Origin of the sequence: Mesorhizobium sp. M2A.F.Ca.ET.046.03.2.1, from assembly GCF_003952425.1 — a bacterium.
Taxonomy (GTDB): Bacteria; Pseudomonadota; Alphaproteobacteria; order Rhizobiales; family Rhizobiaceae; genus Mesorhizobium.
Map to the genome: position 1 here is coordinate 5084332 of NZ_CP034449.1, position 26290 is coordinate 5110621.

Sequence of the window (26290 nt, forward strand, 5' to 3'; positions counted from 1 at the left end):
TTGGCGAAATAGGCCGGCCTGATTGGCCCAACCCGGTGCTTGAGGTTGGAAAGCGTCAGTTCTGGGTCGAGCTGCCGCTGCGACGCTGCCGGATTGAAGACAAGTGCGCCTAGGACGTGTCATTCGGGCAGGCCGGCCAGCCGCAGGGCCTCAAAATATTTGGCGAAATAGGCCGGCCTGATTGGCCCAACCCGGTGCTTGAGGTTGGAAAGCGTCAGTTCTGGGTCGAGCTGCCGCGAACGCGCGATATACTTGCTCGCGGCATCCCGCCTGCCGGCCATGGCATTGCTGGCGGCGGCTACACGCAGACCAGTAAGATAATATGGCTGCGCCCGTGAAGCCGCTTCCGCCAGCGGCCAGGCGGTATCGTAGCGGCCGGCCACGAAATGGGCGAATGCGGTGAAGGTCTGCATGAAGAAGGTCAGCGGATCGAGCGGGCTCAGCCGTCTTGCCCGCGACAGGTGCTCGATGGCGATGTCCGGATCGCCGTAGCAGGCCTTGAGGTAGCCGCTGGCGCTCCAGGCGGTGGCGCAGTTCGGGTTGAGCACGAGCGCCCGATCGACCAGCGCCGAGCCGGCCTCGTAGTCGCCGACGACGTAGCCAAGCGCCACACTGCTGAAGGCCAGCGCCACCGCATCGTCTTGACCGTGAATGACGACGTTGCCGACCAGGCGGGCGACTTCGGCGGTCTCCTGATGCCGGTTGGTCATCCAGCCATTTGCCATCCGCCAGAAATAGCACCAGGCGGCAGCGCCCTGTGTCGCGGCAAAGTCGGGGTCGAGCTCGATGGCCTTGTAGAACTGTGGCAGCGCCTCATCCAACCCCTCCCTCGTCCAGCGGTAAAGGCTCGTCATGCCGCGCAGATAGTGGTCATAGGCGTCGAGACTTTCGGTAGGCTTGCGCTTGGCGCGGGCCATCTCGGCCTGCTCGAGCCGGGGCGAAATCGCGCCGATGACGCGGGAGGCGACGAGGTCCTGCAGTTCGAATACCTCCGACACGTCGCCCTCGAAGCGATCGGCCCAGAGACTTGTCCCCGCCGCCGCCTCGACGAGCTGGCCGGCCACGCGCAGCCGGCTGCCGGCCTTGCGGACGCTGCCTTCCAGCACGTAGCGGACCCCAAGTTCGCGGCCCACGCGGGTGACGTCGACCGCCCGGCCCTTGTAGGCAAAGGCGGAATTGCGTGCGATCACGAACAGCCAGCTGACATGCGACAGCGCCGTCGTGATCTCCTCGACGACGCCGTCGGTGAAATAGTCCTGCTCGACGTCGCCGCTCATGTTCTGGAACGGCAGGACTGCGATCGACGGCTTTTCCGGCACCGAAACGGCAGGGCGCGGCGCCTTCACTTCCTCGGACGTGCCGCTGTCAGCTACTGGCTCCTTCGGCGCCTTGTCGGGCGCTTCGATCCGTTCGACCAGCGCCCGCGTCGCCTCTTCGGGTTCGACGCCGAGCTCGCGCTTCAGGGCTTCCCTGCAGGCCAGGAACTGGCGGAAGGCGTCGTTGGTCTTACCGCGGTGGTGGAAGATGCGGATCAGGGCGCGGTGGGCCTGCTCGGCGCATGGGTCGAGCGCTACTAATCTTTCGGCCAATGCTTCGCAGGCCTGTTCCTCGCGTGCGTCCCATCCCGGCAAAAGGCTAAGCCGCTCGGCCAAATCCAGCGCCTTGCGCGTGTAGTTCGCCCGAAGCGGCGCAAGCCATTCGTCGACCTCGCCCGCGAAAGACAACCCGTCGAGCAGATCCCCCCGGTAGAGGTCGGCAGCAGCCGCAAGGTTAGTGCCGTCTTCGGCCTGCCACGCGCGGTCGAAAACCCAGATGTCAGCCTCATCGGCATCCGCCGCCAGCCAGATGGTGTCGGCGTTGCCTTCGACGCGAATGGCGGCGTCGCCGGTTGACGGAAACAGCCGCCTGATGTCGACCAGGGCCTGGCGCAGGCTGTTTCGCGCTTGTTGCTCGCCGCTACCTGCCCACAGCATCGCCGCCACCCTCTCGCGGCGAAGGCCCTTGGGACCGGCCAGGACGAGCGCGGCAAAGAGCAGCGACGTCTTGCGCGTCGCGAAATGCAGAGGTTGCCCGCCTGCGGAGACAACCTCGATGCCGCCAAGCAATCGGATATGCACCCCGGCCCCCTTGAAAAAGCCCTGGGCAGAATATCACGTCCTGCATTCGACTTAACGACGATTTAGCGCGGTTTTTCCCGCGCTTTCACGCCTGAATGAACATCGGCCAAGCGCGCCGGTGGAACATTGCCTTCGTGAATTCGAACGAGGGAGAATGGGAATGGCGTATATCAGCATCAGAACCTTCCACCCCACCACTTGGCTTGCCGGCACGCTTGCCACCAATATCGCGATGGTCTTCGCTGGGCTCCAGCGCCGATATCAGGTTGCAAGGCGGCGTCGGGCTTTGGCCGGGCTGTCGATGTCAGAACTGAAGGATTTCGGCTATCCAGTCGATGAGGCTCCCGCCGATATCGCGGCGCGCGACCGCATTGTCAGGCGTCGCGCGCACCAGTGAACCGCTGGCGAGTAGGCGGCAGCGGGAATAGATCTCAACCAGCCGCCAGCGCGGCGCCCGGCAGATAGAGCATGATCGGCCGGATCTCGTAGACGGCGGAAGGGTTGACGCGCTTGAGATCGCGCGCGGCGGCGATAGCTTCGTCCTGGTCGGCGCAGTCGAGGACATAGAGGCCGAGCAACTGTTCCTTGGTCTCGGCAAAGGGACCGTCGATCACCATGCCGTCGCCGGGACCGCGCAGCGTCACGGCCTTGACCGTCGCGTCGAGCCTCGCTGCCGGGCCGAGCTTGCCCTCGCGTGTGAGCCTGTCGTTGACATCGAGCAGATCCTTCATCAGCGCCGCATCCTCGTCGGGCGTCCAGGACTGGACGGTGTCTTCGACGTGGTAGGCCAGGATGGCGTAAAACATGGGGGTGGATTCCTCGTGCAGAAACGGGCGCACTATCACAAGGAAGAGGTTATCGATCCAGTACCGGCGTGGAACCGGCAACCGCCTGCTGACTCAAGCTGCCACCGGCAGCCGCAGCTCCGTCAGCAGGCCGCCGCCCGGATAGTTGGAAAGAATGACCTCGCCGCCGGCGCCGCGGGCGATGTTGCGGGCGATGGTCAGGCCGAGGCCGAGGCCGCCGGTGGTGCGGTTGCGCGATTCCTCCAGCCGCACGAAGGAGCCGAACACCGCGTCCAGCTTCGCTTGCGGGATGCCGGGGCCCTCGTCGCGGATCGAGAGCGTGATCGTGTCGCCCGTTCGCCGCACGCCGAGATGCGCTTTCTTGCCGTAGGTCACCGCGTTCTGGATGAGATTGGTGATGCAGCGGCGCAGCGCCACCGGCCGCGCGATGCAGATCAGGCCGCGCGAAGGCGTCGCATCCTCGTCGAAGGATGCATCTTCGAAAGAGTCCGCCACCGATTCCACCAGCGACCAGAAATCGATCCGCTCGGCCTTTTCCTCGGTCACCTCGAATTTGGCGAAGTCGATGACGGAACTCGCGATGCTTTCGATGTCGGCGAGGTCGTGCGCCAGCGCTTCGCGTGCGGGCGACCTGCGCAACAGTTCGAGGCGGAGCCGCATGCGGGTCAGCGGCGTGCGCAGGTCATGCGCCAGCGCCGCCGCGAGGTGCTCGCGGTCCTCGACATAATCGCGAAGCCGCATCTGCATGGCGTTGATCGCCTTCGCCGCGGCGCGGATCTCGCGGCTGCCGCTCTCGGAGATCGGCGGGCTTTTCAGATCGTTGCCGATCCGCGTCACCGCCGTCTCCATCATCCGGTAAGGCGCGGTCAGCCGGCGCAGCGACCAGATCGACATGATGACGATCAGACCGGCGATCAGCGAATAGAGCGGCAGGCTGTCGAGGCTCAGAATCGGCCCCGCCGGCGTGATCGGTTCCGTGAAATTCAACCACTGCCCGTCGGAAAAACGCAATGACGCCGTCAGCTTGTCGCTCTGCGCGAAATCCGCGGCGAGCACCAGAAGGTCGCGTTCGACCTGGCCGACATCCCTGTTCACCGCCTGACCGTCCGGGACGTCGGCCTCCTGGGTGGCCGGATCGCGCCGCACGCGCGCGTCGGTGACGCCGAATTTCGAAAGGCGGCCGACCAGGATGTCCTCCAGCTCGGCCAGTTCATCATCGCCGGCGATCGAGGAGGTGACGGCGGGCGTGTCCGAAACCGTCAGCGCATAGGTCGAGTTGAACAGGCCGGATGCGGTCGCCTTGCGCTCTTCGGGCGTGGCGTCGTGCATCAACTGCACGAGCGAATAGGCACGGTCGTTCAACCGGTAGAGATCGACGACACCGTTGGCGGCGGCGCGGTCGCGCGCCACGATGTAGAGCGTCGCCACCTGGCTGAGCATGAGGCCGGCAATGACGATGAGCAGCACCCAGGCAGGCAGGGTCTGCGGCAGGAAGCGTCTCATTCGGACGTTGTCTCGGGCAGGAACTGATAGCCGCCGCTGCGCACCGTCAGGATCAGTTTCGGCGTTTTCGGATCGTCTTCCATCTTGCGGCGCAGGCGGCTCACCAGAATGTCGACGCTGCGGTCGAAGCTGTAGCCGGTGTCGCCGCCGGAGAGCTCGATCAGCTGCTCGCGGGTCAGCACGCGTCCCGCGCTCTTCACGAGGGTCTGCAACAGGTTGAACTCGGCCATAGTCAGCTCTACCCGCACATCGTCGGGGGCCGTCAGGCGGCGGCGGGCGCAGTCCATCGTCCAGCCGGCGAAGCGGTATATCTGCTTGGCGACGGGGCGGCGCGGCTCGGCGCTGCCGTTGCGCCTCAGCACGGCGCGGATGCGGGCCAGAAGCTCGCGCGGATCGAAGGGCTTGGGCACATAGTCGTCGGCGCCCATTTCGAGACCCACAACACGGTCGGTCGTCTCGGTGACCGCGGTCAGCATGATGATCGGCGTGGTGTAGTTAGCGCGGATCTCGCGGCAAAGCTCGAGTCCGCTCCTTCCGGGCAGCATCACGTCGAGAACGATCAGGTCCACCGGCGTGCGGCGCAGGACCGCCTCCATCTCGGTGCCGTCACCGGCTACCGTCGTGTGCAGCCCGCGCTTCTGGAAAAACTCTTGCAGCAGGTCGCGTATGCCCTTGTCGTCGTCGACGATCAGTATGTGTGCGTCCGATTTCACTCGAAACCTATGATTCTGTTAGCCGGGCGTCCCTTCGGCGATCTCTCACACGATAGAATTCGGGCCACATCTTGGCCAGTGGCCGCGATCGCCGCGCCGGTCGGGTTCCCCAGAAACAATCCAGAAACAAAATTCTACAGTCGAGAAAAACTGGTGAAAAATTTCAAGGGCATAACCGGTGCCGTGGCGGTCAGGTCATCGGCTGCGACGCAAGTTTCCGGAGTAACGGACGACACCAATGCAGAGGTTCTGGATCAGCGTGATGGGTGCTTTGCTCAGCATATCGCTCATCACAGCAGCGGCCGGCGCCTCAACCCCAAAGGTCGCGCCGCCGCTCACCCGGACCGAGCGTTGCACCAATCTGAGCCGTCAGGTTGACGAAGCCCTCGAAACCCATGCCGCGGCAACGCAGGTCACCGCGGCGAAAGCACTGCAAAGAAAGGGAGACCGGTTCTGCGCCAACAAGAAACAGGCACAGGGAATCCGGATGCTCGCAAACGCTTTGAAGCTGCTTGGAGTGACACCGATCGATCCCGTTCAGTGACGCTCATCCAGATCTGCAAGAAAAAGGAAATGAAGCCATGAAGAAGTCCATCCTCTCCGCCCTCGGCCTCGGTGTTGCCCTCGCTTTCGCCATGCCGGCTCTCGGCAACGCCGCCGCCACGACGACCGCTGCTCCGGCTGCCTCGACGACCACGACCGCTCCGGCCGACGCCACGGCCAAGCCGGTGAAGAAAGTTTCGGCCAAGAAGACCGTCAAGAAGCACAAGAAGGCCGACACGAAGAAGGTCGTCAAGAAGACCGAGAAGAAGGACGCCCCGAAGACCTGACCCGGGCTTCGACATCATCCTGCAAAGCCGCTCCGGTTCAGGCCGGGGCGGCTTACGCGCGACGGAAGCCTTCTCGATCGGCAAGTTTCCGCCGCGCAGCCTTAACCTGATTGCAATGCCGGTGCTGTAGGACAATCCGCATGAAGAAGCGGTTTTCGTCCCTGATGCGTTCGCTGACACTCGGCGGCCTGATCGCCACCGCGGCCGCGCGATCGTTGATCATCTTTACCGCAAGTCCCGTGCCGGATCCCGCCAGCGGCAGGACCGAGCCAGAGCTGTTCGCTCCGCTGAGCTCTTCAAGCTTCGACTACATCACGCCGGCGCAGTCCTGGATTCTTCTCGTGCTGACCGGCTCGACGATGATCGGCTTTGCCGCCTGGATGCTCTTTGCGCTGCTGGAGCGCGGATCGGGCGGCCCCGACAGGTCGCGCACGGCCGGGCGGCAGGGCCGTTGACCGGCAGCCAGCGCTTCCCCACATAGAGTTGATCGCCCTGGCCTTGTCGCCGTTGCGCAGTCAAATGGACGAGCGCGTTTCTGCGTGACAAAGTGATGTGAAACCCAGTTCCTCGCTGGTGGATTCCGATGCCCGAAACCGTCATCAAACCCCGTGTCAAGGCGCAGCCGAAGACCGAGCGGCCGAAGCTTTACAAAGTCATCCTGATCAACGACGATTTCACGCCGCGCGAATTCGTCGTCACTGTGCTCAAAGGCGAGTTCAAGCTCAGCGAAGACCAGGCGCATCGTGTCATGATCACGGCGCACACGCGCGGCGTCTGCGTCGTTGCAGTGTTCACCAAGGATGTCGCGGAAACCAAGGCGACGCGGGCGACCGATGCCGGCAAGGCCAAGGGCTATCCGCTGCTGTTCACCGTCGAGCCGGAAGAGTAGGGTCTTTTCCCTCGCCCCGTTTACGCAGGGCTGTCCGGGGAAAGTTAGACATAGTCGAGGCTCATCTGATCGGGAGAGCAGCGGGGGTACCTTCGACTTGGATTGACGGGCGGCGGTTTGTCGATGGCGGCGATGTGGCGCCGCTCGAACAGGCATCGTGTCACCAGGTCGGTGAAGCGCAGGATCGGCAGTGCAACGCGATATGCGCGCGCTGCAATGCGCAACAGCGCATAGGCGATCATGGCGGCGAAGAGCTGCAGGCGGATGGCGTTGTCATTGTTGCCGAGGAACTTACGGATCTTGAGGTGCTGCTTGATCCAGCGGAACAGGAGCTCAATCTGCCAGCGCCCCTTGTAGAGGGCTGCTATGTCGGCGGCCGAGCGCTCGAGATCGTTGGTCAGCAGCGTGATGGTGTCGCCTTCGTCTCGCTTCACGATGATGCGACGCAAGCGGATCGGCAGTTTGGAATCGCCTTTGCTGGCAAAGCTCACCTCGGCATCCTCAAGCACGGTGAAGCCATCGCCGTGCATGGCTGCGAGGGGACGATCGCACACCAGCTTGAGCCCCATGTTGGTTTTGGGCCGGGTGACGAAGAAGGCTTGCGCCGCCGCGATCGCCGTCCACCAGCCGTAGTGGCAGTAACCCTTGTCGAACACGTAGGTCGCACCGTCTTCGATAGAGATGGTGCGGCCGATCTGGGCGTCGTTGACGTTGGCATCGGTGATGTCGAGGACGCGCGGACAGTCGCTGTCTGGATCATAGACGATATGCAGCTTCATGCCGCGGATGCGGCCGTTCGACTTGGCCCAGTCGCAAAGCTTGCCGAGCGGGATGGGCGTGGAATCGATCAGCCGCAGCATGGCACTGCCTTCGCGACGCATCTGCCGGTCGAGTTGGCCTGCAAGCAGGGCGAACGTCTCGGCGAAGACGGCTACAGGGCGGCGCCGGTTGGCGTCCGACAAGGTCGAGCGCCGCAACAGGTCGCTGCCGAGGTGGTAATGGTGCTGGCAGTTGGCGTTCCAGCCGGCTTGCAGGCTGCGAAGGCTCGTCGCGCCGCTGAGCTGAGCATAGATCAACACCACGAGATGGTCCCAGCTCTTGAACGACTTGTCATACGCATCCCCGTCATGGCTATCCACAATCGTCTGGAAGCGGCGACGATTGATCGGTTCAACCAGCTTGCCAAGAATGCTAGGCGTAAAGCGCATGCCCCGTTCCCTTTCTGAGTCTCGACAACCAGAAGGTAGACGGAAAATCCCCGTCTTACGGGGCATGCACATGCGGCATTTCGATTCACCCGAACCTTTCCCCGGACAGCCCTGCCGTTTACGGGGAGAGGGACAGCGAGGCCGGCTTGCCGGCCGCGCAGGGTGAGGGGTAAGGCAAGCGCCGATCTCTAATTGCAAACGTTGGCGCCGCCCCTCATCCGCCCTTCGGGCACCTTCTCCCCGTGAACGGGGCGAAGGAAGAGCTACCGCCCTTCGCGATACCACATCGAGCCGATGGCGAGCAGCAAGAGGCCGAGGCCGAGAAAGCCGCCGAACAGCGGCACGCGTGATACGGCCTTGAGCGTGCTGTCGTCGGTGGTGCGCAGGCCTATCCAATCGTCACCCGAAGCCGCCGCCGAAGAGCGGATCGGCACGATCGACGGCAGGGCCACGCCGCCGGCGAGATTGGCGAGCGTGGATGACGGCGCCAGCCGCCGCACGCTGCCGCCCGTCGCTTCGGCCGGCGCCTTGAGCCTGTCCTCTGTCGAGACCACGTCCTGGAATTCCGGCGCGTTGACCGGACCGACATGGGCGAGCGCGGTGAGATCGCCATTGCCGATCTGGTAGAGTCCGATCTCGCTGGTTCGCAGGCTGCCGGTGAAGATGCCGGGCTCGGCTTTCTCGAGCTTCACCGTCATCGTCTTGCCGGAGGGCGTGATCACCTGGGCGGGGCCCGGATCGTCGATCATCGACTGGCGGCGGATCTCCAGCATCATGCCGTGGCCGTCGGCCGTCAGCCGTTCCTCTTCCAGCTCCGGCTCCTTCATCAGCCAGTGGGCGATACGGCGATAAAGCTGCACATGCGGGCCGCCGCCCTCGAAGCCACGCGCCCACAGCCAGCCTTGGTCCGACAAGAGCATGCCCACCCGGCCTTCGCCCTTGCGGTCGAGCAGGAGCAGGGGCCGGTCGTCGGCGCCCTTCATCACCACTTCGCCTTCCGGATTCTTGACGCCGATGGTGCGGAACCAGCGGCTCCAATGCGGCGGCTCGCTTGCCGAGCCGTCGAGCCCGCGCGTCACCGGGTGGCGCTGGCCCAGATCGGTCAGGCGCGGATAGAAGGCCTTGTCCACCACTTCGCCCGTCGGCATGGCCGGCAGCGCGGCATTAAGCGGGGTGCGGGCGATGGAGTTCTCGCCCGCATATTCGGGCCCGGCCGCAATCAGCAGCGCGCCGCCCTTTTCGACATATTCGGAGATGTAGTCGTAATAGAGGATCGGCAGCACGTCGCGGTGCTGGTAGCGGTCGAAGATGATCAGGTCGAAATCCTTGATCTTCTCGACGAACAGCTCGCGCGTCGGGAAAGCGATCAGTGACAGCTCGTTGATCGGCGTGCCGTCCTGCTTTTCCGGCGGGCGCAGGATGGTGAAGTGGACGAGATCGACCGACGCGTCCGACTTCAAAAGGTTGCGCCAGGTGCGCTCGCCGGCATGCGGCTCGCCGGAGACCAAGAGCACGCGCAGGTTCTCGCGGATGCCGTCGACCAGGGCGATCGCCCGGTTGTTGGCGTCCGTCAGCTCGCCGGGCTCGCGGTCGATGCCGAGCTGGACGATGTTGCGGCCGGCATTGGGAATGGTGACCGAGAGCTTCATCGGCTGGCCGACTGTCGCGTGCTCGACCGAGACCTGCTCGCCATTGACCGAGACCCGCACATCCACCGGGGCGCCATTGCCCTCCGTCGAAATGACGCGGTAGGTCATGTCGAGCGGCTTGCCGACGAGGCCGAAGCGCGGCGCGTTCTCGAAGCGGATGCGGCGGTCCTTCTCGTGCTCGCTGCCGGTGATCAGCGCATGCAGCGGCGCGTTGAAATCCGGCGTTCCGCCGGGTGCGTCATGCACCTCGCCGTCGGTGATCATGATCGCGCCGCCGATGCGTGACGGCGGCACGTCGCGGAAGGCGCCCTCCAACGCGCTGAACAGCCTGGTTTCGGTGCGTTCGTCAGCGGCTTCGGACTTGCCGGCCTCGACGACGCGGACATCGAATTGCTTGAAGCGGCCGAGACGCTCCTGCATCCCGGCCAGCGCCTCGTCGGTTTGCCTGGCGCGGTCGCCGATATCCTGGCTCTGGCTGCGATCGACGATCAGCGCGACGACGCTCTTCAGAGCCTCGCGCTCCTCGGCGAGGAACACCGGGTTGAGCAAAGCCGCGGCAAGCGCGAGCAGCGCGATGAAGCGCAATGCCGATCCGCGCTGGCGGAACCACAGGCCGACCAGCGCCAGCAGAAGCAATGGCACGAAGAGCAGGCCGAAGAGCGGCCAGGAGACGAGCGGTTCGAAGGAAATCGACCAGTTCACGATCTACTGCCCCAGCCGTTCGAGCAGCACGGGCACATGCACCTGGTCGGATTTGTAGTTGCCGGTCAGCATGTACATCATGATGTTGACGCCGGCGCGCAGCGCATAGACGCGCTGCATCGGGTCCGGCGGCACGGTCGGCAGCATCGGATCGCCGTTCTCGTCGACCGCCCAGGCGCCGGCGAAATCATTGGCGGTGATCATGATCGGCGAGACGCCGTCGCCGGTGCGCACGGGGCGGTTCTCGGTGTTGCTGGCGTCGAGCGAGGCCTCGACCCACAACGGGCTGCCGCTGAAGCGGCCGGGGAATTCCGGCAGGATGAAGAAGGATTTGGTCAGCACGTGGTCCGAAGGCACCGGTTCCAGCGGCGGCACGTTGAGATTGGCGAGGATGTCGCGCAACCGCTCGGTCGCCGGACTTGCCGAGCCGGCGCCGATGCCATTGGAAAACTGGTCGCGCGTGTCGAACAGGACCGTGCCGCCCTGCTGCATATAGGCATCGATGCGGGCGATCGCCGCCTGGCTGGGCATCGGCGCCGATGCATCGATCGGCCAGTAGATCAGAGGAAAGAAGGACAGTTCGTCCTTGGCGATGTCGACGCCGGCCGGCGGGCCGGGCTCGAGCGCGGTCTTCTCGATCAGGAAACGGGTCAGGCCTTCAAGGCCGGCACGGCTGATCGAATCGACGCCGGGTTCGCCGGTGATGACATAGGCGATGCGGGTCTTCGAAATGTCGTCGACCGCCTGGGCGTCGCCTGGCTTCGAATCGTCGGCGCGGGCGAGATCGGCGTGGCCGAAGAGGCCGCTGAGCACGACCAGGACGGCGGCTGTGGTCGCCACGGCCGCGCGGCGCGGCCGGCGCGCCAGCAGGCCGCCCATCCAGAATACGGCCAAGGTGTCGAGCGCCATCAGCAGGAGCGCGACGGCGACCAGCGGCCCCTTGAGGTTTTCCGACTCGTCGAAGGCATAGGGGATGGCGGTCACCGGCAGCGAAATCTGCGGGCGCACCAGCGGCGCGAAGGTGCTCGATGCCTCGAGTAGATTGTGCGCGAAGACGCCCGTCTCGGAGCCGTAAAGGCCGGGCGGGTTCTCCAGGGTCACCGGCAGCGGGCCGGCGCCGGGCACCAGCGGCCGGGCATCTGGCGGGGGCGGCGTCAGCATGCCGTCGGCGCCGATCATGCGGTAGGGTGCCAGCGACGCGGCGGTGGCTTCGGCATTGGCGATCGCCGCGCCCTGGTTGCGCGACAGCTGCACGACGCGCCGCAGCATCTCGACGAACGTGCCGGAGATCGGCAGGTTCGACCAGGTCGCCTCGGGCGTGACATGGAAGAGCACCAGCGTGCCCTTGTCCTTCTTCATGCCTGTCACCAGCGGCGTGCCGTCGGCAAGCGTGGCCCAGGTGCGCTCGACGATGTCGGGCGTCGGCTCGGCCAGAACCTGCCGGCTGACCGTCACCTCGGAGGGCGGGGAAAGATCGGCGAAGGGACCGTTCTTCGGGAATTCGGTGACCGCCTGCGGTGTCGTCCAGGATAGCGCACCGCCGAGCGCGCGCTCGCCGCTGCGCAGCCGGACCGGCAAAAGGTCGTCGTCATTGCCGGCCGCGGCAAGACGCGGGCCGGCAAAGCGGACCAGCGTGCCGCCCTTGTCGACCCAGTCGACCAGACGCTGCCTGACCTGCTCCGGGATGGTGCCGACATCGGCCATGATGATCATCGCCGGTTTCTGGTCGAGAAGCTGCGGAATGGCGTCGGTGAGGTCGGCGCTCGACGGCTCGACCAGGTCCGCGAAGGGCTGCAGGGCGCGGCGGATATAGTAGAGCGGCGACAGAAGCGGCTGCGCCTGGTCGGCCTCGGCCTGAGACAGCAGGCCGACACGGCGTCGTTTCGAGCTTTCGTCCAGCACCCGTACCGCGCCCGCCTGGTGCTCGCCGTCGAGCGCGATCGAGGCGAAATCGTTGCGCAGCTCGAAGGGAACCGCCATCGTCGCCGTGGCGGCGGCTTCGCCCGGCGCGAAGGTCAGCGTCGCGTCGGCGATGCGGCGGCCCTTGTCGTCGAAGGCGCCGGCGGTGACCTGCGCCGGCGCCGGATTGCCCGGCGCGCGGATAGCGGTCAAAGCGAAACCGTCGACCTGGTTGTCGGCGCTAGTCAGGCCGGTCACCGAGGGCCGGTCGGACGTGGCCCAGACCAGCCGCTTCGCGTTCTTTTCGAGCAGCGTCTTGAAAGCGGCTTCGTCGCCTTTGGCGGCAAGGCCATCGGCGAGCACCGCGACGCTGGCGCCCGGCAGGCGCTCCAACGCGGCGGCGACGCGGGCATAGACGGCGGGCCTGTCGGTGGGGATCGGCCGCGGCTTGGCGGCGCGCAGATGGTCGAGCGCGGCTGAGGCATCGAAGGGGCCGATCTCGGCGTTGGGCTTCTCGGCAGTGAAGGCGATGACGATCGGCACGCCGTTCGATCCGGCGTCGGCGATCAGCCGCTCGGCGGTGGCGACGCGCTTGCCCCAGTCAGCGGCGCTTGCCCAGCTGTTGTCGATGACAAGCGCCAGGGCGGAACCTTCCGCCGGCAGCTTTTCGCGCGGATTGAAGACCGGCTCGGCCAGCGCCATCACGACAAGCGCCGCCATGAGCAGCCGAAGCAGCGTCAGCCACCACGGGCTTTGCTGCGGGGTTTCCTCGCGTCGGAGGACCCGGGCCAGGATTTTCAGCGGCGGGAAAACTTCCGTCTGCGGCTTGGGCGGGGTGAGCCTGAGCAGCCACCAGATCACCGGCAGCGCCACAAGGCCCCACAGCACCATGGGCGCCCCGAAGGAAAGCGGCAGCCAGCTCATGCGACCGCCTTTCCAGTGGCCTGCGGGGGGTGACCTCTATCGGCCAGCCCTGCATGACCTTTGTCGGCCAGCCCTGCATGACTGCCGTCGGCGGTCATTGCCATGTGGACGCGCACCAGCGCTTCGGAGGCGAGCCGGTCCGTGTGATTGACGGTAAAGCTCCAGCCGAGGCGCTTGCACCATGCGGCCAGCTCATCGCGGCGGGCCCGGTAAAGCAGGCGGTATTCCTCGGCCAGCATCTCGGCGCGACCGGCGGTCAGCTTGTCGCCGGTCTCGGGATCGGTGAACTCGGTGCGGCCGGCATAGGGGAAGGTTTCCTCGGCCGGGTCGGCGACCTCGATAAGGTGCGCGCGCACGCCATGGCGGGCAAGCACCTCGAGCCAGGCCATGGTTTCCTCGACCGGGTCGAGGAAATCGCTGACGAGCACGATGTCGCAGAAGCGGCGGATGGCCGACAGGTCAGGTTTGGCCGGCAGCGCGGCGGCGTGGCTCAGCTGGGCGGCGATGCGCTCGGCGCCGTTGCGGGCGGTGAACGGGTCGGTCAGGCCCGGCCAGGCGATGCGCTCGCCGCTGCGCGACAAAAGCTCGGCCAAGGCGAGCGCCAGCACCAGCGCGCGCGATTCCTTGGAAACGCCAGCGCCGGCCGATTTGTAGAGCATGGAAGGCGAGGGGTCGGCCCAGAGCCAGACGGTGTGCGCGGCTTCCCATTCGCGGTCGCGCACATAGGTATGGTCGTCTCTGGCCGAGCGGCGCCAGTCGATGCGCGAGGAATCGCCTTCGACATAAGGCCGGAACTGCCAGAAATTCTCGCCGATGCCGCGCTTGCGACGGCCGTGCCAACCGGCGATCACCGTATTGACGATGCGCCGCGCCTCGACCAGCAGGTCCGGCACCAGTGAAGCCCGCAACCGGCCGCGGGCGAGCGCGTCGCGCGTCGCAACCGGTGCCTGGACCTCGCCTATTCGACCCATCAGATGCCTTTTGCCAGCTTCGCCACCACGTCGCGCACCGAAGTGCCTTCGGCGCGGGCGGCGAACGTCAGCGCCATGCGGTGCTGCAGCACCGGTTCGGCCAAGGCGCGGACGTCGTCCACCGACGGCGCCAACCTTCCATCATATAGGGCGCGGGCGCGGGTGCACAGGTTCAGCGCCTGGCTGGCGCGGGGGCCCGGCCCCCAGGCGACATGCTTGTCCGTCTCGGCATTGCCCTGGCCGGGCCGGGCCGAACGCACCAGCTTGAGGATCGCCTCGACGACGCTTTCCGGCACCGGCATTCGACGGATCAGCGTCTGGATCTCCTTCAGTCTCGCCGGCTGCAGCACCTTGTCGGCCTTGGCTTCGTCGATGCCGGTCGTTTCGAGCAGGATGCGGCGCTCCGCATCGATCTCCGGATAAAGGATGTCGACCTGCATCAGGAAGCGGTCGAGCTGGGCTTCGGGCAGCGGGTAGGTGCCTTCCTGTTCCAGCGGGTTCTGTGTCGCCAGCACGTGGAAGGGCGAGGGCAGGTCGTGGCGGGCGCCAGCGATTGTGACGTGATATTCCTGCATCGCCTGCAGCAGCGCCGACTGCGTGCGCGGCGAGGCGCGGTTGATCTCGTCGGCCATCAGCAATTGCGTGAAGATCGGACCGGAGATGAAGCGGAAGGAGCGCTTGCCGAACTCGTCCTGCTCCATCACCTCGGAGCCGAGGATGTCCGACGGCATCAGGTCGGGCGTGAACTGGACGCGGCGCGAATCGAGGCCGAGCACGATCCCCAGCGTCTCGACCAGCTTGGTCTTGGCGAGGCCCGGCACGCCGACCAGCAGCGCGTGGCCGCCCGCCAGCAGCGCCACCAGCGTGCGCTCGACGACCGCTTCCTGGCCGAAGATCACCCGGCCGACCGCGTCGCGGACCTTGGAGATGTCGGCCAGCGCTTTTTCAGCTTCCTCGATCATCGCTTTTTCGCTGATCGGGCTTTCCTTGATCATCACGCTCATGCCGTTTCGATCCCTTGTGGTTGGAAATACCGGCCTGCATTCTCAACGTCGCAGAATGCCGCGATTCGGCCCCGCCTGGCGCCTGCATTCGAACTTAAATCACAGACTTGGGCGGACAAGGCTGACAATCGGGACAACAGTGACTATTTCGTGACCATGGCCGAACGCAGCGAACATCGTGAACAAAGCCCGGGTGGGCAGAGCTTGACGAGCGCTACCGAGGCGCGCGGCCTCGAGGCGCTGATCTCGCGCGCGGCCCGGGCGGGCAAGGGGCCGGCGCCGGTCGAGCGCTGGAATCCGGATTTCTGCGGCGACCTCGACATGGAGATCAAGGCGGACGGCACCTGGTTCTATCTTGGCACGCCGATCGGCCGGATGCCGCTGGTGCAGCTCTTTTCCAGCGTGCTGCGCAAAGATGCCGACGGAAAGACCTATCTCGTGACTCCGGTCGAGCGGGTCGGAATCCGGGTCGTCGACGCGCCTTTCATCGCCGTTGAAATGAATGCGTCCGGGAGCGGCGACGAGCAAGTCATCACCTTCCGCACCAATGTCGGCGACGTTGTCGCCGCCGGGCCCGGCCATCCGCTGCGTTTCGTCGACGAGGACGAAACCGGTGGGCTGAAGCCTTATGTGCTGGTGCGCGGACGGCTGGAGGCGCTGGTGGCGCGGGCTGTGATGTATGAGCTGGTCGCGCATGGCGAGGAGATCGACATCGACGGCAAGGCGATGTTCGCCGTCCGCTCGGGCGGCGAGGTCTATCCGATCATGCCGGCCGAAAAACTGAAACGGCTGAGCGCGTGATGGACCAGGTGACGCGGGCGCCGTTTTCGATCGCGGATTTCCGGGCCCGGGCCGCCGCGCAGGCCGCGATTACCCCTGGCGAGGATTTCGGCGATCATCGCTTCAACCCCGATCACCCCAGGCTCCAGCACGTCAAGCCGCTGCGGGACGCGGCCGTGCTCATCCCGGTCGTCGACCGCGCCGAGGGCGCCATGGTGCTGCTCACCAAGCGCGCCGAGAAGCTGCGCAGCCATTCCGGCCAGGTGGCCTTTCCGGGCGGCACGATCGATGCGACCGACCCCAGTCCGGAGGCGACCGCGCTGCGGGAGACTTTCGAGGAGATCGGCCTCGATCGCGGCCATATCGAGATCATCGGCCGCATGCCGGATTATGTATCGGGCAGCGGCTACCGCATCGTGCCGGTGCTTTCGGTGGTGCGCCCCGGCTTTTCGCTGACGCTCAATGCCGACGAAGTCGACGCCGCCTTCGAGGTTCCCTTGAGTTTCCTGATGGACCCGGCCAACCACGCGCGCGACAGCCGCATGTGGAACGATCTCGAATGGTTCTTTTACGATATGCCCTATGGCGACCAGCGAATCTGGGGCGTCACCGCCGGCATCATCCGCACGCTGTATGAAAGGCTTTATGCGTGAGCGTCGAGCTGTCCCTCTCGAGCCAGGCCGGTTGGCTTGGCGACAAGGCCCTGCAGCAATTGCTGGCTGCGCTGAAGCAGGGCGGCGAGGAAGCGCGTGTCGCCGGCGGCGCGGTGCGCAATGCGCTGCTTGGCCAACCGGTGGCCGATATCGACATCGCCGCGACGACACTGCCCGAAGAGACCATCCGGCGCGCGGAGGCGGCCGGCTTCAAGACGGCGCCGACAGGGATCGAACACGGCACCATCACCGTGATTGCGGGTGGCAAGCCCTATGAAGTCACCACGCTGCGCGCTGATGTCGAGACCGACGGCCGCCGGGCGAAAGTGACTTTCGGGCGCGACTGGAAGCTTGATGCCGAGCGGCGCGACTTCACCATCAACGCGCTCTATGCCGAAGCCGACGGCACGGTCGTCGATCTTGTCGGCGGCATTGCCGATATCGAGGCGCGGCGGCTGCGTTTCATCGGCGACGCGGGGGCGCGCATCCGCGAGGATTATCTGCGCATCCTGCGGTTTTTCCGCTTCTTCGCCTGGTATGGCGACGGCCGCCCCGATGCCGAAGGCCTGAAGGCCTGCGCCAGGCTGAAGGAGGGGCTTGCCCAGCTTTCGGCCGAACGCGTCTGGTCCGAACTGAAGAAGCTGCTGTCGGCTCCAGACCCTTCGCGCGCCCTGCTCTGGATGCGCCAGGCCGGCGTGCTGACCGCCGTGCTGCCGGAAAGCGAGAAATGGGGCATCGATGCCATCCACGGGCTGGCCAGGACCGGGAAGGATCTCGGCTGGATCGCCGATCCGATGCTGCGGCTCGAGGCAATCGTCCCGCCCGATGCCGTGCGCATGAAGACGCTTGGCGAGCGGCTGCGGCTTTCGAATGACGAGGCCGCTCGCCTGCGGCACTGGGCGCTGACCATCGCCCCGGACGCGAAGATGACCGAGACCGAACTGGCCAAGAAGCTCTACTACGGCGATCGCGACGGCTATCTCGACCGCATCCGGCTGGCGCTTGCCGCCGCGCGGACGCGTGCCGTGGAAGACAACCAGGCAATGATGGAGGCTGGCGGCCTTTCACGCCTGCTCAACTTCACGCTGAAATGGACAAAACCGGTGTTTCCGATCAAGGGCGCCGACCTGACTGGCCTTGGCGCGTCACCAGGGCCGAAGCTCGGCGCGACGCTGAAGAACCTCGAAAGGGAATGGGTCGGGTCGAGCTTCACCCTGGAACGCGGCGCGCTCATGGAGCGCGCCGCGCAGGCCTTGGAGCCTTAGGTCGTTTCACCATTTCATGGAAACGGCGAACCGCTCTATCTCTTTGTTTTATGCAATTCCGGACGGAAGGCTACGGCGAAGACCTGAGCCTGACCGCTCACACTTTCCTGGAATTGCTCCTGTCGGCCGGGGGGACCCGCGCCTGTCAGTGTATCGCCACGGGAGCCAGCGCCCGCGAGAGACTTGCCTCGCCCTTGCCGTAGATTGACGGGTCGTAGTTGGCCAGCGTGTCCGTGCGGGCCGTGTTGAGCAGGTCATTGGTGATCTGCACCGGCGTCGCCTTGGTGAACTTGCTGCCGATGATCGCGGCGTAGCCCGAGATGATCGGCGCGGCGAAAGACGTTCCATAGAGACCCGTCTTGTCGCCTTCGACGCCGACCAACCAGGAAATTGGCTCTGCACCTGCGTATTGGTACCGGCGTAGTCGGAATACCATGCAAGCTGAGCCTTGTTGGCCGTCGTGCCGTTCGTCGACAGCGCGCCGACGAAGATCGCCGTCGATTTGCCGATCAAAGCGAGATCGAGATAGTCCTGCTGGCCGTTGATGGCCGCGCCAACGGCGACGGCGTCGTTGCCGGCCGCCTTGGAGACGACGGCCGTTCCCCTGGTCGCATAGTTTATGATCGAGGCTTCTTCCGGGGCCCACCAGATCTGATTCACGCTGTAGCCCGCGTTGGTGTACATGCCGTAGCTCAGGTTGAGCACATTAAGACCGCGTGCCAGCGAAACGGTCGTTCCGGTCGAGAAATCCTTGGAGCGGATGGTCGCCGCGGGAGCGATCATGCTCGCCTCCTCGCGCGTCCATTCACCGTGCCGCTGCGTCTGCACGCCGATTCCGAAATTGCCGGAGAAGCGCGACGTGCTGCTGAAATCGTCGACCATGGTGATGGTGACGCCCTTGCCCTTGTAACCGGCGGACCATGCGGCGCCGACGTCGGGGCTCATCCAGTTCTGTAGGGTCTGCGTCGTGCGCGCGACCGGGATCGTGGCGCTTACGCAGATGGACCCGCCGCCATGGCAGAGCGCGGCCATTTCGTCCGGGCTGAGCGCTTCCTGCGCTGATGCCATCGGCGCCGAAAGAATGGCCAAGGCGGCGGCGAGGCCGAACTTCAAGGACTTAACCGACATGTTCATTCTCCAGTCAGACAGAACCAGGACGGGCGATCGTGAGTTTCGGGACAAGATGATTTCATTTGCCTGCCCTCCGATCAGAAAGTGAGACGGTAGTTCAGCCAGAGATGCATGGTCTCCGGCCTGGCGCTGACCAGATACTTCAGCGTTTCCTCAGGCGCGGTCTCCCCCGCCGCCAGCCGGCAATTGACGCTGTAGGTTCCGAACTCGCCGTAGTCGGCCTCGCAGGGCTTTTCCGTCAGATTGCCGCCGATGGTGGTGGTGACCGACAGGGACAGGGTGCTGTTGGGATTCGGATGGGTCTGGGTGAGAAATCCGAGCTTGAGGCTCGGCTCGATACGATATTTCTCGGCTTGCTCGCCGGTGCCGAACCCCCAGAGAAAGCCCGTATCGGGCGTGATCTGGGTGAGGAAGTCGACATGCATGTCGATCCAACTCGCGTGATACCAACGGCTGAAGGAGATCCAGCTTCCGCTCTGCAATTCATAGCCGCCAGTGCCGAGGCCCCTGGCCTTGTCGCTGAGCGGAGAACCCTGATGGACATCGACGAGCGAGGTGGTCCATTCCTGCGCGGCCGCGCCGGACGCGAAGAGGAAGGCGCACGCCAAAAGCACCGCCGTGCAGAAACCGCCTCGGATGTTGGACCGCTCGCGCATGCGCGAAGCACCTCGCCCCACCATTCCGGACAGCGCCTTGATGGCGAAGGGCTTCTCGGGCAGCCGCCTCTGGCCGGATCATGCACGGGAGAATCGCACGCAGACCGTTACCGCCAGGTTATCTAAGCTGTTACGAATATAAGAATTCCCCCGAATTATGGATACACAGCGCCTATGCATGTCGCGTAAAACTAAAAACCTAAAGCGCATGGAGCGAATCTGAAAGATCGCGACGCGCTTTAGGCCGGCGATCGAGGATCGCCGACGAAGAGGGCGGGATGCGAGGCAAGCAGTTTCCCGCCAGCCTTGCCGGCCGGTGACGTCTGGAAGTCCGATCCGGCCCGATCAGGCGGCGTCGCGGACCTTCTGGACGCGCGAGCGGATCGCCTCGATCATCGTCTCGCGGATGATGGTCTCGCCATGCGTTTCACGCATATGCTCGACGGCGCGGCGCATGACCTCCGCTTCTTCCTCGGCGCGCGTATGCCAGTCACAGCCGGGAACCAGCGATCCGCATTGAAATTCCTTCATGGGGATTTTCCTTTCCTCGCGACGGGGCTGCTCAGCCAGAGCGCTCCAGCCATTTGTCTTTATGCAATCCCGCCCAAAGCCGATGCGCGTTTTCGCAGGATTGCCCGGATGGATATCAATAACACATGCCGCCGCTTTCGGTTGCACGAAGGAGTGGCCGAGGGCGGTCGGCGCGGTAAAAGCATGAAACGAAGGGCGAAGCACTGGTGCTCCGCCCTTCGCGCCGCCTGAGCCTGCTATGCCTCGCCGGGTGCGGTTTTCCTGGAATTGCTCCAGCCGTTACTTCATGATCTTGACGGCTTCGGCGATTTTTTTCTTGCCGCTCATGTCCCAGGACACGCGAACCTTCTCACCGGCCTGAATGCCGGGATCCTTGAAGGCCTTGGACAGAGTGAAGGTCGACCCATCGTCGAGAACCAGGCTCATGGCCGTTCCATCAAAGCTCTTCACGGTTCCCGTGGTGTGCTTGGCAGCCGCGAACGCGGCGCCACCGGAGGCGAGGAAGGCGACGGTTGCCGCCGTCACGATAAGCTTGCGCATGGCATGCTCTCCTGGAAATGCAGGCGCCCGTTGGATCAGGCACCTCTCTTAGATCAGGGCCGTCAAGTCGCGTCGAGTCGCGGTCGTGGGACGCGATGATCGCCACCTCTGCCGCCGCCGCTTCCCGGCCCGGCAACCTTAAATAGCTCAATTTTTTCAAAAGGATATTAGACGTAAAAGAAATCCGGCCCGCCACATTGCCTGCCAAGATTCGACGAATGGGACAGCAATGCGGCCACAGCCGCGCTCACCTGATCGTTACGGCCATTTCACCTCGGGGGGCAGGCTGGACAGGATCGAGGCTACATTGCCGCCGGTCTTCAGGCCGAAGATGGTGCCGCGATCGTGAAGCAAGTTGAATTCGACGTAGCGGCCGCGCCGGATCAGCTGTTCGTCGCGCTCGCCATCGGTCCAGTTCTGGTTGAAGTTGCCACGAACCAGATGGGCATAGACGACTAGGAAGGAGCGGCCGACATCCTGTACGAAATTGAGATCGGCGTTCCAGCCGCCCTTGTCCTCGCCCGAATGCAGCCAGTCGAAGAAGATGCCGCCGATGCCGCGCGGCTCGTTGCGATGTGGCAGGAAGAAATATTCGTCGCACCAGGCCTTGAATTTGGGATAGTCGGCGACCGCGGCGTTCTTCTCGCAGGCGAACTGCATAGCGCGATGGAAGGCGATCGTGTCGGGGTCGTCCTGGGTACGGCGACGGTCGAGCACCGGCGTCAGATCGGCGCCGCCGCCAAACCATTGGCGCGTGGTGACGACCATGCGCGTGTTCATGTGCACGGCAGGCACGTTGGGGTTCCAGGGATGCGCAATCAGCGAGATGCCGCTTGCCCAGAAGCGCGGATCCTCCTCGGCGCCGGGTATCTGCTTCCTGAATTCCGGCGAGAATTCGCCATGGACGGTCGAAGTGTGCACCCCGACCTTCTCGAAGACGCGGCCGCGCATCATCGACATGGTGCCGCCGCCACCGCGGCCTTCGTCGCGCTCCCAGGGCGTCTTCTCGAAACGGCCGGGCGACCATGAGGACAGCGGTCCCTGAAGCTCCTGCTCGAGCTGCTCGAAGGTGGCGCAGATACGTTCGCGCAGCGCTTCGAACCAGAGGCGGGCCTTCATCTTCTTCTGCTCGATGTCGGCCGGCAACCCCACCGGTATTTCGGGTCGTTCCAAAAGCTGTCTCCAGTCGCGGCCGACAAATGACTCGTTTTTTCTGCGCGCGATCCCTAATCTGTTAAAGACAAGGGTCAAGTCCTGTCTGATCCAGGTGCAAAGGAGTTCCTTCGTGCGCACCCCGGCAAGACCGCCGCTGGATGGCTTGAAGAAGAGGCTGGAGCGCTCGCGCGCCGAGCGCGCAAACCTGCCGCGCGACGGTTTCCTGCGCGAGACCTTCGTGCTGCCGAGGCCCGCCGCCCGCCTCAAGGCCAAGGAGTGGTTCGAGCGCTTTCCGAAGCAGGCCTACTGGACCGAGATCGAAAGCTGGTTCGAACGCCCAGGCGATGTGATCGAATTCACCATGCGCCGGCTGCCGGCGGCCGACTGAGACATCTTTGGCGGCCAACCCGTCAGCGCACCGCCAGCCTTCTCGCGCCCGTGCCCTCCCGGGCCAGCCGATCTTCCTTGTTCCTCAGCGGGCATTTGTCGATCGACATGCAGCCGCAGCCGATGCAGTCGGTCAGGCCGTCGCGCAATTTCTTGAGCTGGGCGATCTTCTGATCGAGCTCGTCGCGCCAGGCCGTCGAAAGCAGGTTCCAGTCCTCGCGCGTCGGCGTGCGCTCTTCGGGCAGGGACTGGAACGCCCGTGCAATGTCGGCAAGCGAGATGCCGACCTCCTGGGCAACGCGGATGATCGCAACGCGCCTGAGCACATCGCGGCCGTAGCGCCGCTGGTTGCCAGCCGTCCGATGGCTGCGGATCAGCCCGCGCGCCTCGTAGAAATGCAGCGCCGATACCGCGACGCCGCTGCGCATCGCCACTTGGCCGACCGTCAATTCCCTTACCGGAGCCATTCTCAAATTCCTGCTTGACCTCAAGTTAAGTTGAGCTTGTAGCCAGGAAATATCGCTAGGGCAATTGCAGGAGAAGGCGATGTGCGCCTGGGCAGGAATGACGGCGGAAGGGATGGCGGTTCGGGATAGCGCGGAGGCGCGAAAGCTGGCTCATTGTTTCGACGCAATTCCGGGCAGAAAACCGTTTCACACTTTTCCTGGAATTGCTTTAGCCGATCTGGCGGAGCGCTTCGCCGGCGACCATGGCGACCGACAGCGCGACATTGATGCTGCGTGCGCCCGGCCGCATCGGAATGGTCAGTCGGGCATCCGCCGCCTGGTGGACTTGTTCCGTCACGCCGGCGGATTCGCGACCGAACAGAAGGATGTCGCCGGCGGCGAAAGCAAAGCCGGTATAAGCGGCCGTGGCCTTGGTGGTGAGCAGCACAAGGCGGCGCGCATGCGCGTTTCGCCATTCCTCGAAGGCGTGCCAGTCGGCGTGGCGGGTGAGCGTCGCCATTTCGAGGTAGTCCATGCCGGCCCGTTCCAGCGCCCGGTCGGAGAGCGGGAAGCCGGCAGGCTCGATGATATCGACGGCGATGTCGAGGCAGGCGGCGAAGCGCAGGATGGTCCCGGTGTTGCCGGCGATATCCGGCTGGTAGAGCGCGATGCGGAGACGGTCGTTCATTTTCGCATCCTGCTAATAAGTGGCAGATCGGCCACAGGCATCTCCCGCTTTCGGCGATTTCTGGCCTGTCGGGTGGCCAATTTCTGCGAAGTCGAGTATAGGACCATCATCGTCAACCCGAACCGAATGGAGGGGAACACATGATGACCATGCACATCCAGCGCCTCTCCTGGGCTCTCCTATGCCCAATGGCGGTTTCGGTACGACGATTCTACTGACACTTTAAGTCTTCATCGCACCGATTCCCGCCGAACCCAATTTTCGGCCTTCGAAGGAATCTTGCGATGTTTTTCAAACTGCCAAAGGGGCGCCGCGCCCCAGCTGAACGTGTCGAGACCGACGCTTGCCGCGCCGTTACGACCGATTCGATCCGCGCCTTCGGTCGAATGCCGAGGATCGAGGCCATATCACCCTTTTTAACGCATTTGCATATGGAGGACGGACCAATGTTCGATCCCTACAAGATACCGGGGTCAAGAAGCCTGCATGAGCGCAAGGCGGCGACCTGGGCGCTGCTGATCGGCGAGACCTATTCGTCGGCGGTGCATGCCGAGGAGCGGCGCAGGCCGCATCGCGGCATGCTGCCGGACGTCGATTTCTCGCGCGCGGTGCCCGACCACAGCCGGCCGACGCTGGTGCGCCGGATCATCCGTCTGTTCCGGCCGGGCGACCGAAACCGGGCAGGCTCCGGCTTTTCGTCGGGAAGCCCGGCGCCGTCAGGATCGTCGAACGAGCCTGTCGGCGAAATGCCGGCGAAACCCTATATTGCGAGCAGCAAGGCCGGCGATGCGGATGATTCCGTATCGCCGGCCCGCAATGCCGCGCGGCCGCAAAGCCTAGCCCATCAATCCCGCGCCGCGTGAGCGCGCATAGCATCGTGAGTGCCTGGAATGTTCCGCTGGTTTGAACAGAGGCTCGATCCATTTCCCGCCGCGGAGCCGGTCGAGCCGCCGAAGACGCTGGTCGCGTTTTGCGTGCATTATACGCGCGGCGCCTGGCCCTACATCCTCCTCGATGCGGTGCTGGTGACGGCGATCTCCATCGCCGAAGTGTGGATGTTCGGCTTCATGGGCCGCATCGTCGACTGGCTGTCGGGGCAGAACCGCGAAACCTTCCTGCAGACCGAGAGCTGGAAGCTCGCCGGCATGGCCTTCGTCGTGCTGTTCGCGCTGCCGGGCACGGTCTGGCTGCATTCGCTGCTCAACCAGCAGACGCTGATGGGCAATTATCCCATGCGCATCCGCTGGCAGGTGCACCGCTACCTGCTCAAGCAATCGATGGCGTTCTACCAGGACGAATTCGCCGGCCGCATCGCCACCAAGCTGATGCAGACGGCGCTCGCCGTGCGCGAATGCGTGATCAAGCTGATCGACGTCTTGAACTACGTCATCGTCTATTTCCTCGGCATGCTGTTCATCGTCGGCTCGGCCGACTGGCGGCTGGCGGCACCGCTCGCCGTCTGGCTGGTCGGCTATATCGGGCTGCTGCGCTTTTTCATCCCGAGACTGGGCAAGGTCGGCGAGGAGCAGGCCAATGCCCGCTCGACCATGACCGGCCGCGTCGTCGACAGCTACACCAACATCCAGACGGTGAAGCTGTTCAGCCACGCGCGCCGCGAGGCGACCTTCGCCAGGGAAGGCATGGCGAGCTTCCTTGACACCGTCTACCGTTCGATGCGGCTGGTCACGGTGCTCTACGGCCTGCTCTACATCCTGAACTCGCTGCTTCTGTTCTCGGTGACGGCAATCTCGCTGTGGCTGTGGCTCGGCCAGGCGGTAACGATCGGCGCGGTCGCGGTGGTCATCGGCCTGGTGCTGCGCATGTGGGGCATGTCGCAGTGGATCATGTGGGAGATGTCCGGGCTGTTCGAGAATATCGGCACGGTGCAGGACGGCATCCAGTCGATCTCGCTGCCGCGCCTGGTCGAAGACAGGCAGGGCGCCAGGGACATCGCCGTCAGCCAGGGCGAGATCCGCTTCGAGGACATCCGCTTCCATTACGGCAAGCAGAAGGGCGTCATCGAGAACCTGTCGCTCACCGTGAAATCCGGCGAGAAGGTCGGCATCGTCGGCCGTTCCGGCGCCGGCAAGTCGACGCTGGTCAACCTGCTGCTGCGTTTCTACGACCTGGAAAGCGGCAGGATCCTCGTCGACGGCCAGGAGATCGCGGCGGTGACGCAGGATTCGCTGCGCGCGCAGATCGGCATGGTGACGCAGGACACCTCGCTGCTGCACCGGTCGGTGAAGGAGAACATCCTCTACGGCCGGCCGGACGCGACCGAGGAGATGCTTATCGAAGCGGCGCGGCGGGCGGAGGCGCTCGATTTCATCGCCGGGCTTTCCGACCACAATGGGCGCAAAGGGTTCGATGCCCATGTCGGCGACCGCGGCGTCAAACTGTCCGGCGGCCAGCGGCAGCGCATCGCGATCGCCCGCGTCATGCTGAAGGACGCGCCGATCCTGATCCTCGACGAGGCGACCTCGGCGCTCGATTCGGAGGCCGAGGCGGCGATCCAGGAGAACCTCTACAAGCTGATGCAGGGCAAGACCGTCATTGCCATCGCGCACCGGCTGTCGACGATCGCGGCAATGGACAGGCTCGTCGTCATGGACAAGGGCCGCATCATCGAGGAGGGCTCGCATGAGGAGCTCGTCGCCAAGGGCGGGCTCTACGCCCAGCTCTGGCAGCGTCAGTCGGGCGGCTTCCTGCTCGATGACGGACCGGCCGAGTCCGACGCCAAGGCGACGGAAATGGCGGCGGAGTAACGCGATCGCGATTGGGATCAAGGTTACGGCGATTGCCGGGAATCGATCCCGGGCGTAACCACGGCACGGCCAGAGGTC

Annotated in this window: 29 protein-coding genes; 13 read left to right on the plus strand and 16 right to left on the minus strand. The window is 64.8% G+C overall.

Annotated features, from left to right (window positions below; all coding sequences use genetic code 11):
• Window positions 1-119: 119 nt before the first annotated feature.
• Window positions 120-2117, minus strand: a complete 1998-nt coding sequence (locus tag EJ072_RS24190) for a BTAD domain-containing putative transcriptional regulator (protein WP_126081626.1) — start codon at window positions 2115-2117, stop codon at window positions 120-122.
• 160 nt (window positions 2118-2277) lie between these two features.
• On the opposite strand from EJ072_RS24190, the gene EJ072_RS24195 reads away from it, so the two are divergent.
• The gene (locus tag EJ072_RS24195; RefSeq protein WP_126081627.1) at window positions 2278-2514 is read left to right on the plus strand and encodes a hypothetical protein; all 237 of its coding nucleotides are present in this window, start codon (window positions 2278-2280) and stop codon (window positions 2512-2514) included.
• A gap of 34 nt (window positions 2515-2548) precedes the next feature.
• Here the strand turns inward: EJ072_RS24195 and EJ072_RS24200 are convergent, their stop codons facing one another.
• The 3 genes from EJ072_RS24200 to EJ072_RS24210 form a co-directional block, all read right to left on the minus strand.
• Entirely contained in the window at window positions 2549-2923 is a 375-nt protein-coding gene (locus tag EJ072_RS24200) for a YciI family protein (protein ID WP_126081628.1), read from the minus strand.
• Window positions 2924-3016: 93 nt separating this feature from the next.
• Window positions 3017-4426, minus strand: coding sequence for an ATP-binding protein (locus EJ072_RS24205; RefSeq protein ID WP_126081629.1), 1410 nt, complete (start codon window positions 4424-4426; stop codon window positions 3017-3019).
• Window positions 4423-5139, minus strand: a complete 717-nt coding sequence (locus tag EJ072_RS24210) for a response regulator transcription factor (protein ID WP_126081630.1) — start codon at window positions 5137-5139, stop codon at window positions 4423-4425. The genes EJ072_RS24205 and EJ072_RS24210 overlap by 4 nt, the downstream gene beginning before the upstream one ends.
• A 238-nt stretch (window positions 5140-5377) precedes the next feature.
• Here EJ072_RS24210 and EJ072_RS24215 point away from each other — a divergent pair, with 238 nt between their 5' ends.
• The 4 genes from EJ072_RS24215 (at window position 5378) to clpS (ending at window position 6858) form a co-directional block, all read left to right on the plus strand.
• A complete protein-coding gene (locus EJ072_RS24215) occupies window positions 5378-5683 on the plus strand; it encodes a hypothetical protein (protein ID WP_126081631.1) in 306 nt (101 codons plus the stop codon).
• Between the two features lie 37 nt (window positions 5684-5720).
• A complete protein-coding gene (locus tag EJ072_RS24220; protein WP_126081632.1) occupies window positions 5721-5969 on the plus strand; it encodes a hypothetical protein in 249 nt (82 codons plus the stop codon).
• A gap of 140 nt (window positions 5970-6109) precedes the next feature.
• Window positions 6110-6424, plus strand: a complete 315-nt coding sequence (locus tag EJ072_RS24225) for a hypothetical protein (protein ID WP_245466971.1) — start codon at window positions 6110-6112, stop codon at window positions 6422-6424.
• A gap of 128 nt (window positions 6425-6552) precedes the next feature.
• Entirely contained in the window at window positions 6553-6858 is a 306-nt protein-coding gene (gene clpS / locus EJ072_RS24230) for an ATP-dependent Clp protease adapter ClpS (RefSeq protein ID WP_042640247.1), read from the plus strand.
• A gap of 44 nt (window positions 6859-6902) precedes the next feature.
• On the opposite strand, the gene EJ072_RS24235 is transcribed toward clpS, so the two are convergent.
• From EJ072_RS24235 to EJ072_RS24255, 5 genes are all read right to left on the minus strand, one after another.
• Complete coding sequence (locus tag EJ072_RS24235) at window positions 6903-8066, minus strand: IS4 family transposase (protein WP_126078352.1); 1164 nt, start codon at window positions 8064-8066, stop codon at window positions 6903-6905.
• 263 nt (window positions 8067-8329) lie between these two features.
• A complete protein-coding gene (locus tag EJ072_RS24240; RefSeq protein WP_126081633.1) occupies window positions 8330-10417 on the minus strand; it encodes a hypothetical protein in 2088 nt (695 codons plus the stop codon).
• A gap of 3 nt (window positions 10418-10420) precedes the next feature.
• On the minus strand, window positions 10421-13240 hold the full coding sequence (locus EJ072_RS24245) for a DUF4159 domain-containing protein (protein WP_126081634.1): 2820 nt from the start codon (window positions 13238-13240) through the stop codon (window positions 10421-10423).
• Window positions 13237-14211 (minus strand): DUF58 domain-containing protein, encoded by a 975-nt coding sequence (locus EJ072_RS24250; RefSeq protein ID WP_126081635.1) that lies wholly within the window; start codon window positions 14209-14211, stop codon window positions 13237-13239. Before EJ072_RS24250 ends, EJ072_RS24245 begins: the two co-directional genes overlap by 4 nt.
• A complete protein-coding gene (locus EJ072_RS24255) occupies window positions 14211-15215 on the minus strand; it encodes a MoxR family ATPase (RefSeq protein WP_126081636.1) in 1005 nt (334 codons plus the stop codon). Before EJ072_RS24255 ends, EJ072_RS24250 begins: the two co-directional genes overlap by 1 nt.
• A 156-nt stretch (window positions 15216-15371) precedes the next feature.
• Here EJ072_RS24255 and EJ072_RS24260 point away from each other — a divergent pair, with 156 nt between their 5' ends.
• From EJ072_RS24260 to EJ072_RS24270, 3 genes are read left to right on the plus strand one after another with little or no spacing between them, the layout of a single operon-like run.
• A complete protein-coding gene (locus tag EJ072_RS24260; RefSeq protein WP_126083738.1) occupies window positions 15372-16016 on the plus strand; it encodes a DUF1285 domain-containing protein in 645 nt (214 codons plus the stop codon).
• On the plus strand, window positions 16016-16648 hold the full coding sequence (locus EJ072_RS24265) for a CoA pyrophosphatase (RefSeq protein ID WP_126081637.1): 633 nt from the start codon (window positions 16016-16018) through the stop codon (window positions 16646-16648). The genes EJ072_RS24260 and EJ072_RS24265 overlap by 1 nt, the downstream gene beginning before the upstream one ends.
• Window positions 16645-17913, plus strand: coding sequence for a CCA tRNA nucleotidyltransferase (locus tag EJ072_RS24270; RefSeq protein ID WP_126081638.1), 1269 nt, complete (start codon window positions 16645-16647; stop codon window positions 17911-17913). The genes EJ072_RS24265 and EJ072_RS24270 overlap by 4 nt, the downstream gene beginning before the upstream one ends.
• A 145-nt stretch (window positions 17914-18058) precedes the next feature.
• On the opposite strand, the gene EJ072_RS37000 is transcribed toward EJ072_RS24270, so the two are convergent.
• Entirely contained in the window at window positions 18059-18349 is a 291-nt protein-coding gene (locus EJ072_RS37000; RefSeq protein WP_245466973.1) for a S8 family serine peptidase, read from the minus strand.
• A gap of 345 nt (window positions 18350-18694) precedes the next feature.
• On the opposite strand from EJ072_RS37000, the gene EJ072_RS37360 reads away from it, so the two are divergent.
• Together EJ072_RS37360 and EJ072_RS37005 are read left to right on the plus strand one after the other, a co-directional pair.
• On the plus strand, window positions 18695-18823 hold the full coding sequence (locus EJ072_RS37360) for a hypothetical protein (protein WP_281059394.1): 129 nt from the start codon (window positions 18695-18697) through the stop codon (window positions 18821-18823).
• Window positions 18824-18898: 75 nt separating this feature from the next.
• Window positions 18899-19132 (plus strand): hypothetical protein, encoded by a 234-nt coding sequence (locus tag EJ072_RS37005; RefSeq protein WP_245466975.1) that lies wholly within the window; start codon window positions 18899-18901, stop codon window positions 19130-19132.
• Here EJ072_RS37005 and EJ072_RS24280 read toward each other — a convergent pair.
• The 4 genes from EJ072_RS24280 to hemF all read right to left on the minus strand — a co-directional run bounded on the left by EJ072_RS24280 (window position 19122) and on the right by hemF (window position 21944).
• Complete coding sequence (locus EJ072_RS24280) at window positions 19122-19700, minus strand: hypothetical protein (protein ID WP_126081639.1); 579 nt, start codon at window positions 19698-19700, stop codon at window positions 19122-19124. The two genes, EJ072_RS37005 and EJ072_RS24280, sit on opposite strands and share 11 nt — an antisense overlap.
• Before the next feature lie 345 nt (window positions 19701-20045).
• The gene (locus EJ072_RS24285) at window positions 20046-20231 is read right to left on the minus strand and encodes a DUF1059 domain-containing protein (RefSeq protein WP_126081640.1); all 186 of its coding nucleotides are present in this window, start codon (window positions 20229-20231) and stop codon (window positions 20046-20048) included.
• A 279-nt stretch (window positions 20232-20510) separates the two neighbouring features.
• Entirely contained in the window at window positions 20511-20771 is a 261-nt protein-coding gene (locus EJ072_RS24290) for a DUF1344 domain-containing protein (RefSeq protein ID WP_126081641.1), read from the minus strand.
• A gap of 258 nt (window positions 20772-21029) precedes the next feature.
• Window positions 21030-21944, minus strand: coding sequence for an oxygen-dependent coproporphyrinogen oxidase (gene hemF / locus EJ072_RS24295; RefSeq protein WP_126059743.1), 915 nt, complete (start codon window positions 21942-21944; stop codon window positions 21030-21032).
• 112 nt (window positions 21945-22056) lie between these two features.
• Between hemF and EJ072_RS24300 the strand changes: the two genes are divergently transcribed.
• On the plus strand, window positions 22057-22314 hold the full coding sequence (locus EJ072_RS24300) for a hypothetical protein (protein WP_042639873.1): 258 nt from the start codon (window positions 22057-22059) through the stop codon (window positions 22312-22314).
• Window positions 22315-22336: 22 nt separating this feature from the next.
• On the opposite strand, the gene soxR is transcribed toward EJ072_RS24300, so the two are convergent.
• Window positions 22337-22780 (minus strand): redox-sensitive transcriptional activator SoxR, encoded by a 444-nt coding sequence (soxR, locus tag EJ072_RS24305; protein ID WP_126081642.1) that lies wholly within the window; start codon window positions 22778-22780, stop codon window positions 22337-22339.
• A 208-nt stretch (window positions 22781-22988) separates the two neighbouring features.
• Window positions 22989-23447, minus strand: coding sequence for a tRNA (cytidine(34)-2'-O)-methyltransferase (locus EJ072_RS24310; RefSeq protein WP_126081643.1), 459 nt, complete (start codon window positions 23445-23447; stop codon window positions 22989-22991).
• 446 nt (window positions 23448-23893) lie between these two features.
• Between EJ072_RS24310 and EJ072_RS24315 the strand changes: the two genes are divergently transcribed.
• On the plus strand, window positions 23894-24310 hold the full coding sequence (locus tag EJ072_RS24315) for a hypothetical protein (protein WP_245466976.1): 417 nt from the start codon (window positions 23894-23896) through the stop codon (window positions 24308-24310).
• A gap of 27 nt (window positions 24311-24337) precedes the next feature.
• On the plus strand, window positions 24338-26212 hold the full coding sequence (locus EJ072_RS24320) for an ABC transporter ATP-binding protein (protein ID WP_126081645.1): 1875 nt from the start codon (window positions 24338-24340) through the stop codon (window positions 26210-26212).
• Window positions 26213-26290 lie beyond the last annotated feature (78 nt).

Coding starts and splice junctions, on each gene's coding strand:
- EJ072_RS24225 (WP_245466971.1), top strand. CDS start 6,110: ATGAAGAAGCGGTTTTCGTCCCTGATGCGTTCGCTGACACTCGGCGGC.
- EJ072_RS24215 (WP_126081631.1), top strand. CDS start 5,378: ATGCAGAGGTTCTGGATCAGCGTGATGGGTGCTTTGCTCAGCATATCG.
- EJ072_RS24200 (WP_126081628.1), bottom strand. CDS start 2,923: ATGTTTTACGCCATCCTGGCCTACCACGTCGAAGACACCGTCCAGTCC.
- EJ072_RS37000 (WP_245466973.1), bottom strand. CDS start 18,349: ATGGTATTCCGACTACGCCGGTACCAATACGCAGGTGCAGAGCCAATT.
- EJ072_RS24245 (WP_126081634.1), bottom strand. CDS start 13,240: ATGAGCTGGCTGCCGCTTTCCTTCGGGGCGCCCATGGTGCTGTGGGGC.
- EJ072_RS24235 (WP_126078352.1), bottom strand. CDS start 8,066: ATGCGCTTTACGCCTAGCATTCTTGGCAAGCTGGTTGAACCGATCAAT.
- EJ072_RS24280 (WP_126081639.1), bottom strand. CDS start 19,700: ATGCGCGAGCGGTCCAACATCCGAGGCGGTTTCTGCACGGCGGTGCTT.
- EJ072_RS24250 (WP_126081635.1), bottom strand. CDS start 14,211: ATGGGTCGAATAGGCGAGGTCCAGGCACCGGTTGCGACGCGCGACGCG.
- EJ072_RS24265 (WP_126081637.1), top strand. CDS start 16,016: ATGGACCAGGTGACGCGGGCGCCGTTTTCGATCGCGGATTTCCGGGCC.
- EJ072_RS24220 (WP_126081632.1), top strand. CDS start 5,721: ATGAAGAAGTCCATCCTCTCCGCCCTCGGCCTCGGTGTTGCCCTCGCT.
- clpS (WP_042640247.1), top strand. CDS start 6,553: ATGCCCGAAACCGTCATCAAACCCCGTGTCAAGGCGCAGCCGAAGACC.
- EJ072_RS24195 (WP_126081627.1), top strand. CDS start 2,278: ATGGCGTATATCAGCATCAGAACCTTCCACCCCACCACTTGGCTTGCC.
- EJ072_RS24315 (WP_245466976.1), top strand. CDS start 23,894: ATGTTCGATCCCTACAAGATACCGGGGTCAAGAAGCCTGCATGAGCGC.
- EJ072_RS24285 (WP_126081640.1), bottom strand. CDS start 20,231: ATGAAGGAATTTCAATGCGGATCGCTGGTTCCCGGCTGTGACTGGCAT.
- EJ072_RS24290 (WP_126081641.1), bottom strand. CDS start 20,771: ATGCGCAAGCTTATCGTGACGGCGGCAACCGTCGCCTTCCTCGCCTCC.
- EJ072_RS24255 (WP_126081636.1), bottom strand. CDS start 15,215: ATGAGCGTGATGATCAAGGAAAGCCCGATCAGCGAAAAAGCGATGATC.
- EJ072_RS24320 (WP_126081645.1), top strand. CDS start 24,338: ATGTTCCGCTGGTTTGAACAGAGGCTCGATCCATTTCCCGCCGCGGAG.
- EJ072_RS24260 (WP_126083738.1), top strand. CDS start 15,372: ATGGCCGAACGCAGCGAACATCGTGAACAAAGCCCGGGTGGGCAGAGC.
- EJ072_RS37360 (WP_281059394.1), top strand. CDS start 18,695: ATGCTCGCCTCCTCGCGCGTCCATTCACCGTGCCGCTGCGTCTGCACG.
- EJ072_RS24205 (WP_126081629.1), bottom strand. CDS start 4,426: ATGAGACGCTTCCTGCCGCAGACCCTGCCTGCCTGGGTGCTGCTCATC.
- EJ072_RS24310 (WP_126081643.1), bottom strand. CDS start 23,447: ATGAACGACCGTCTCCGCATCGCGCTCTACCAGCCGGATATCGCCGGC.
- soxR (WP_126081642.1), bottom strand. CDS start 22,780: ATGGCTCCGGTAAGGGAATTGACGGTCGGCCAAGTGGCGATGCGCAGC.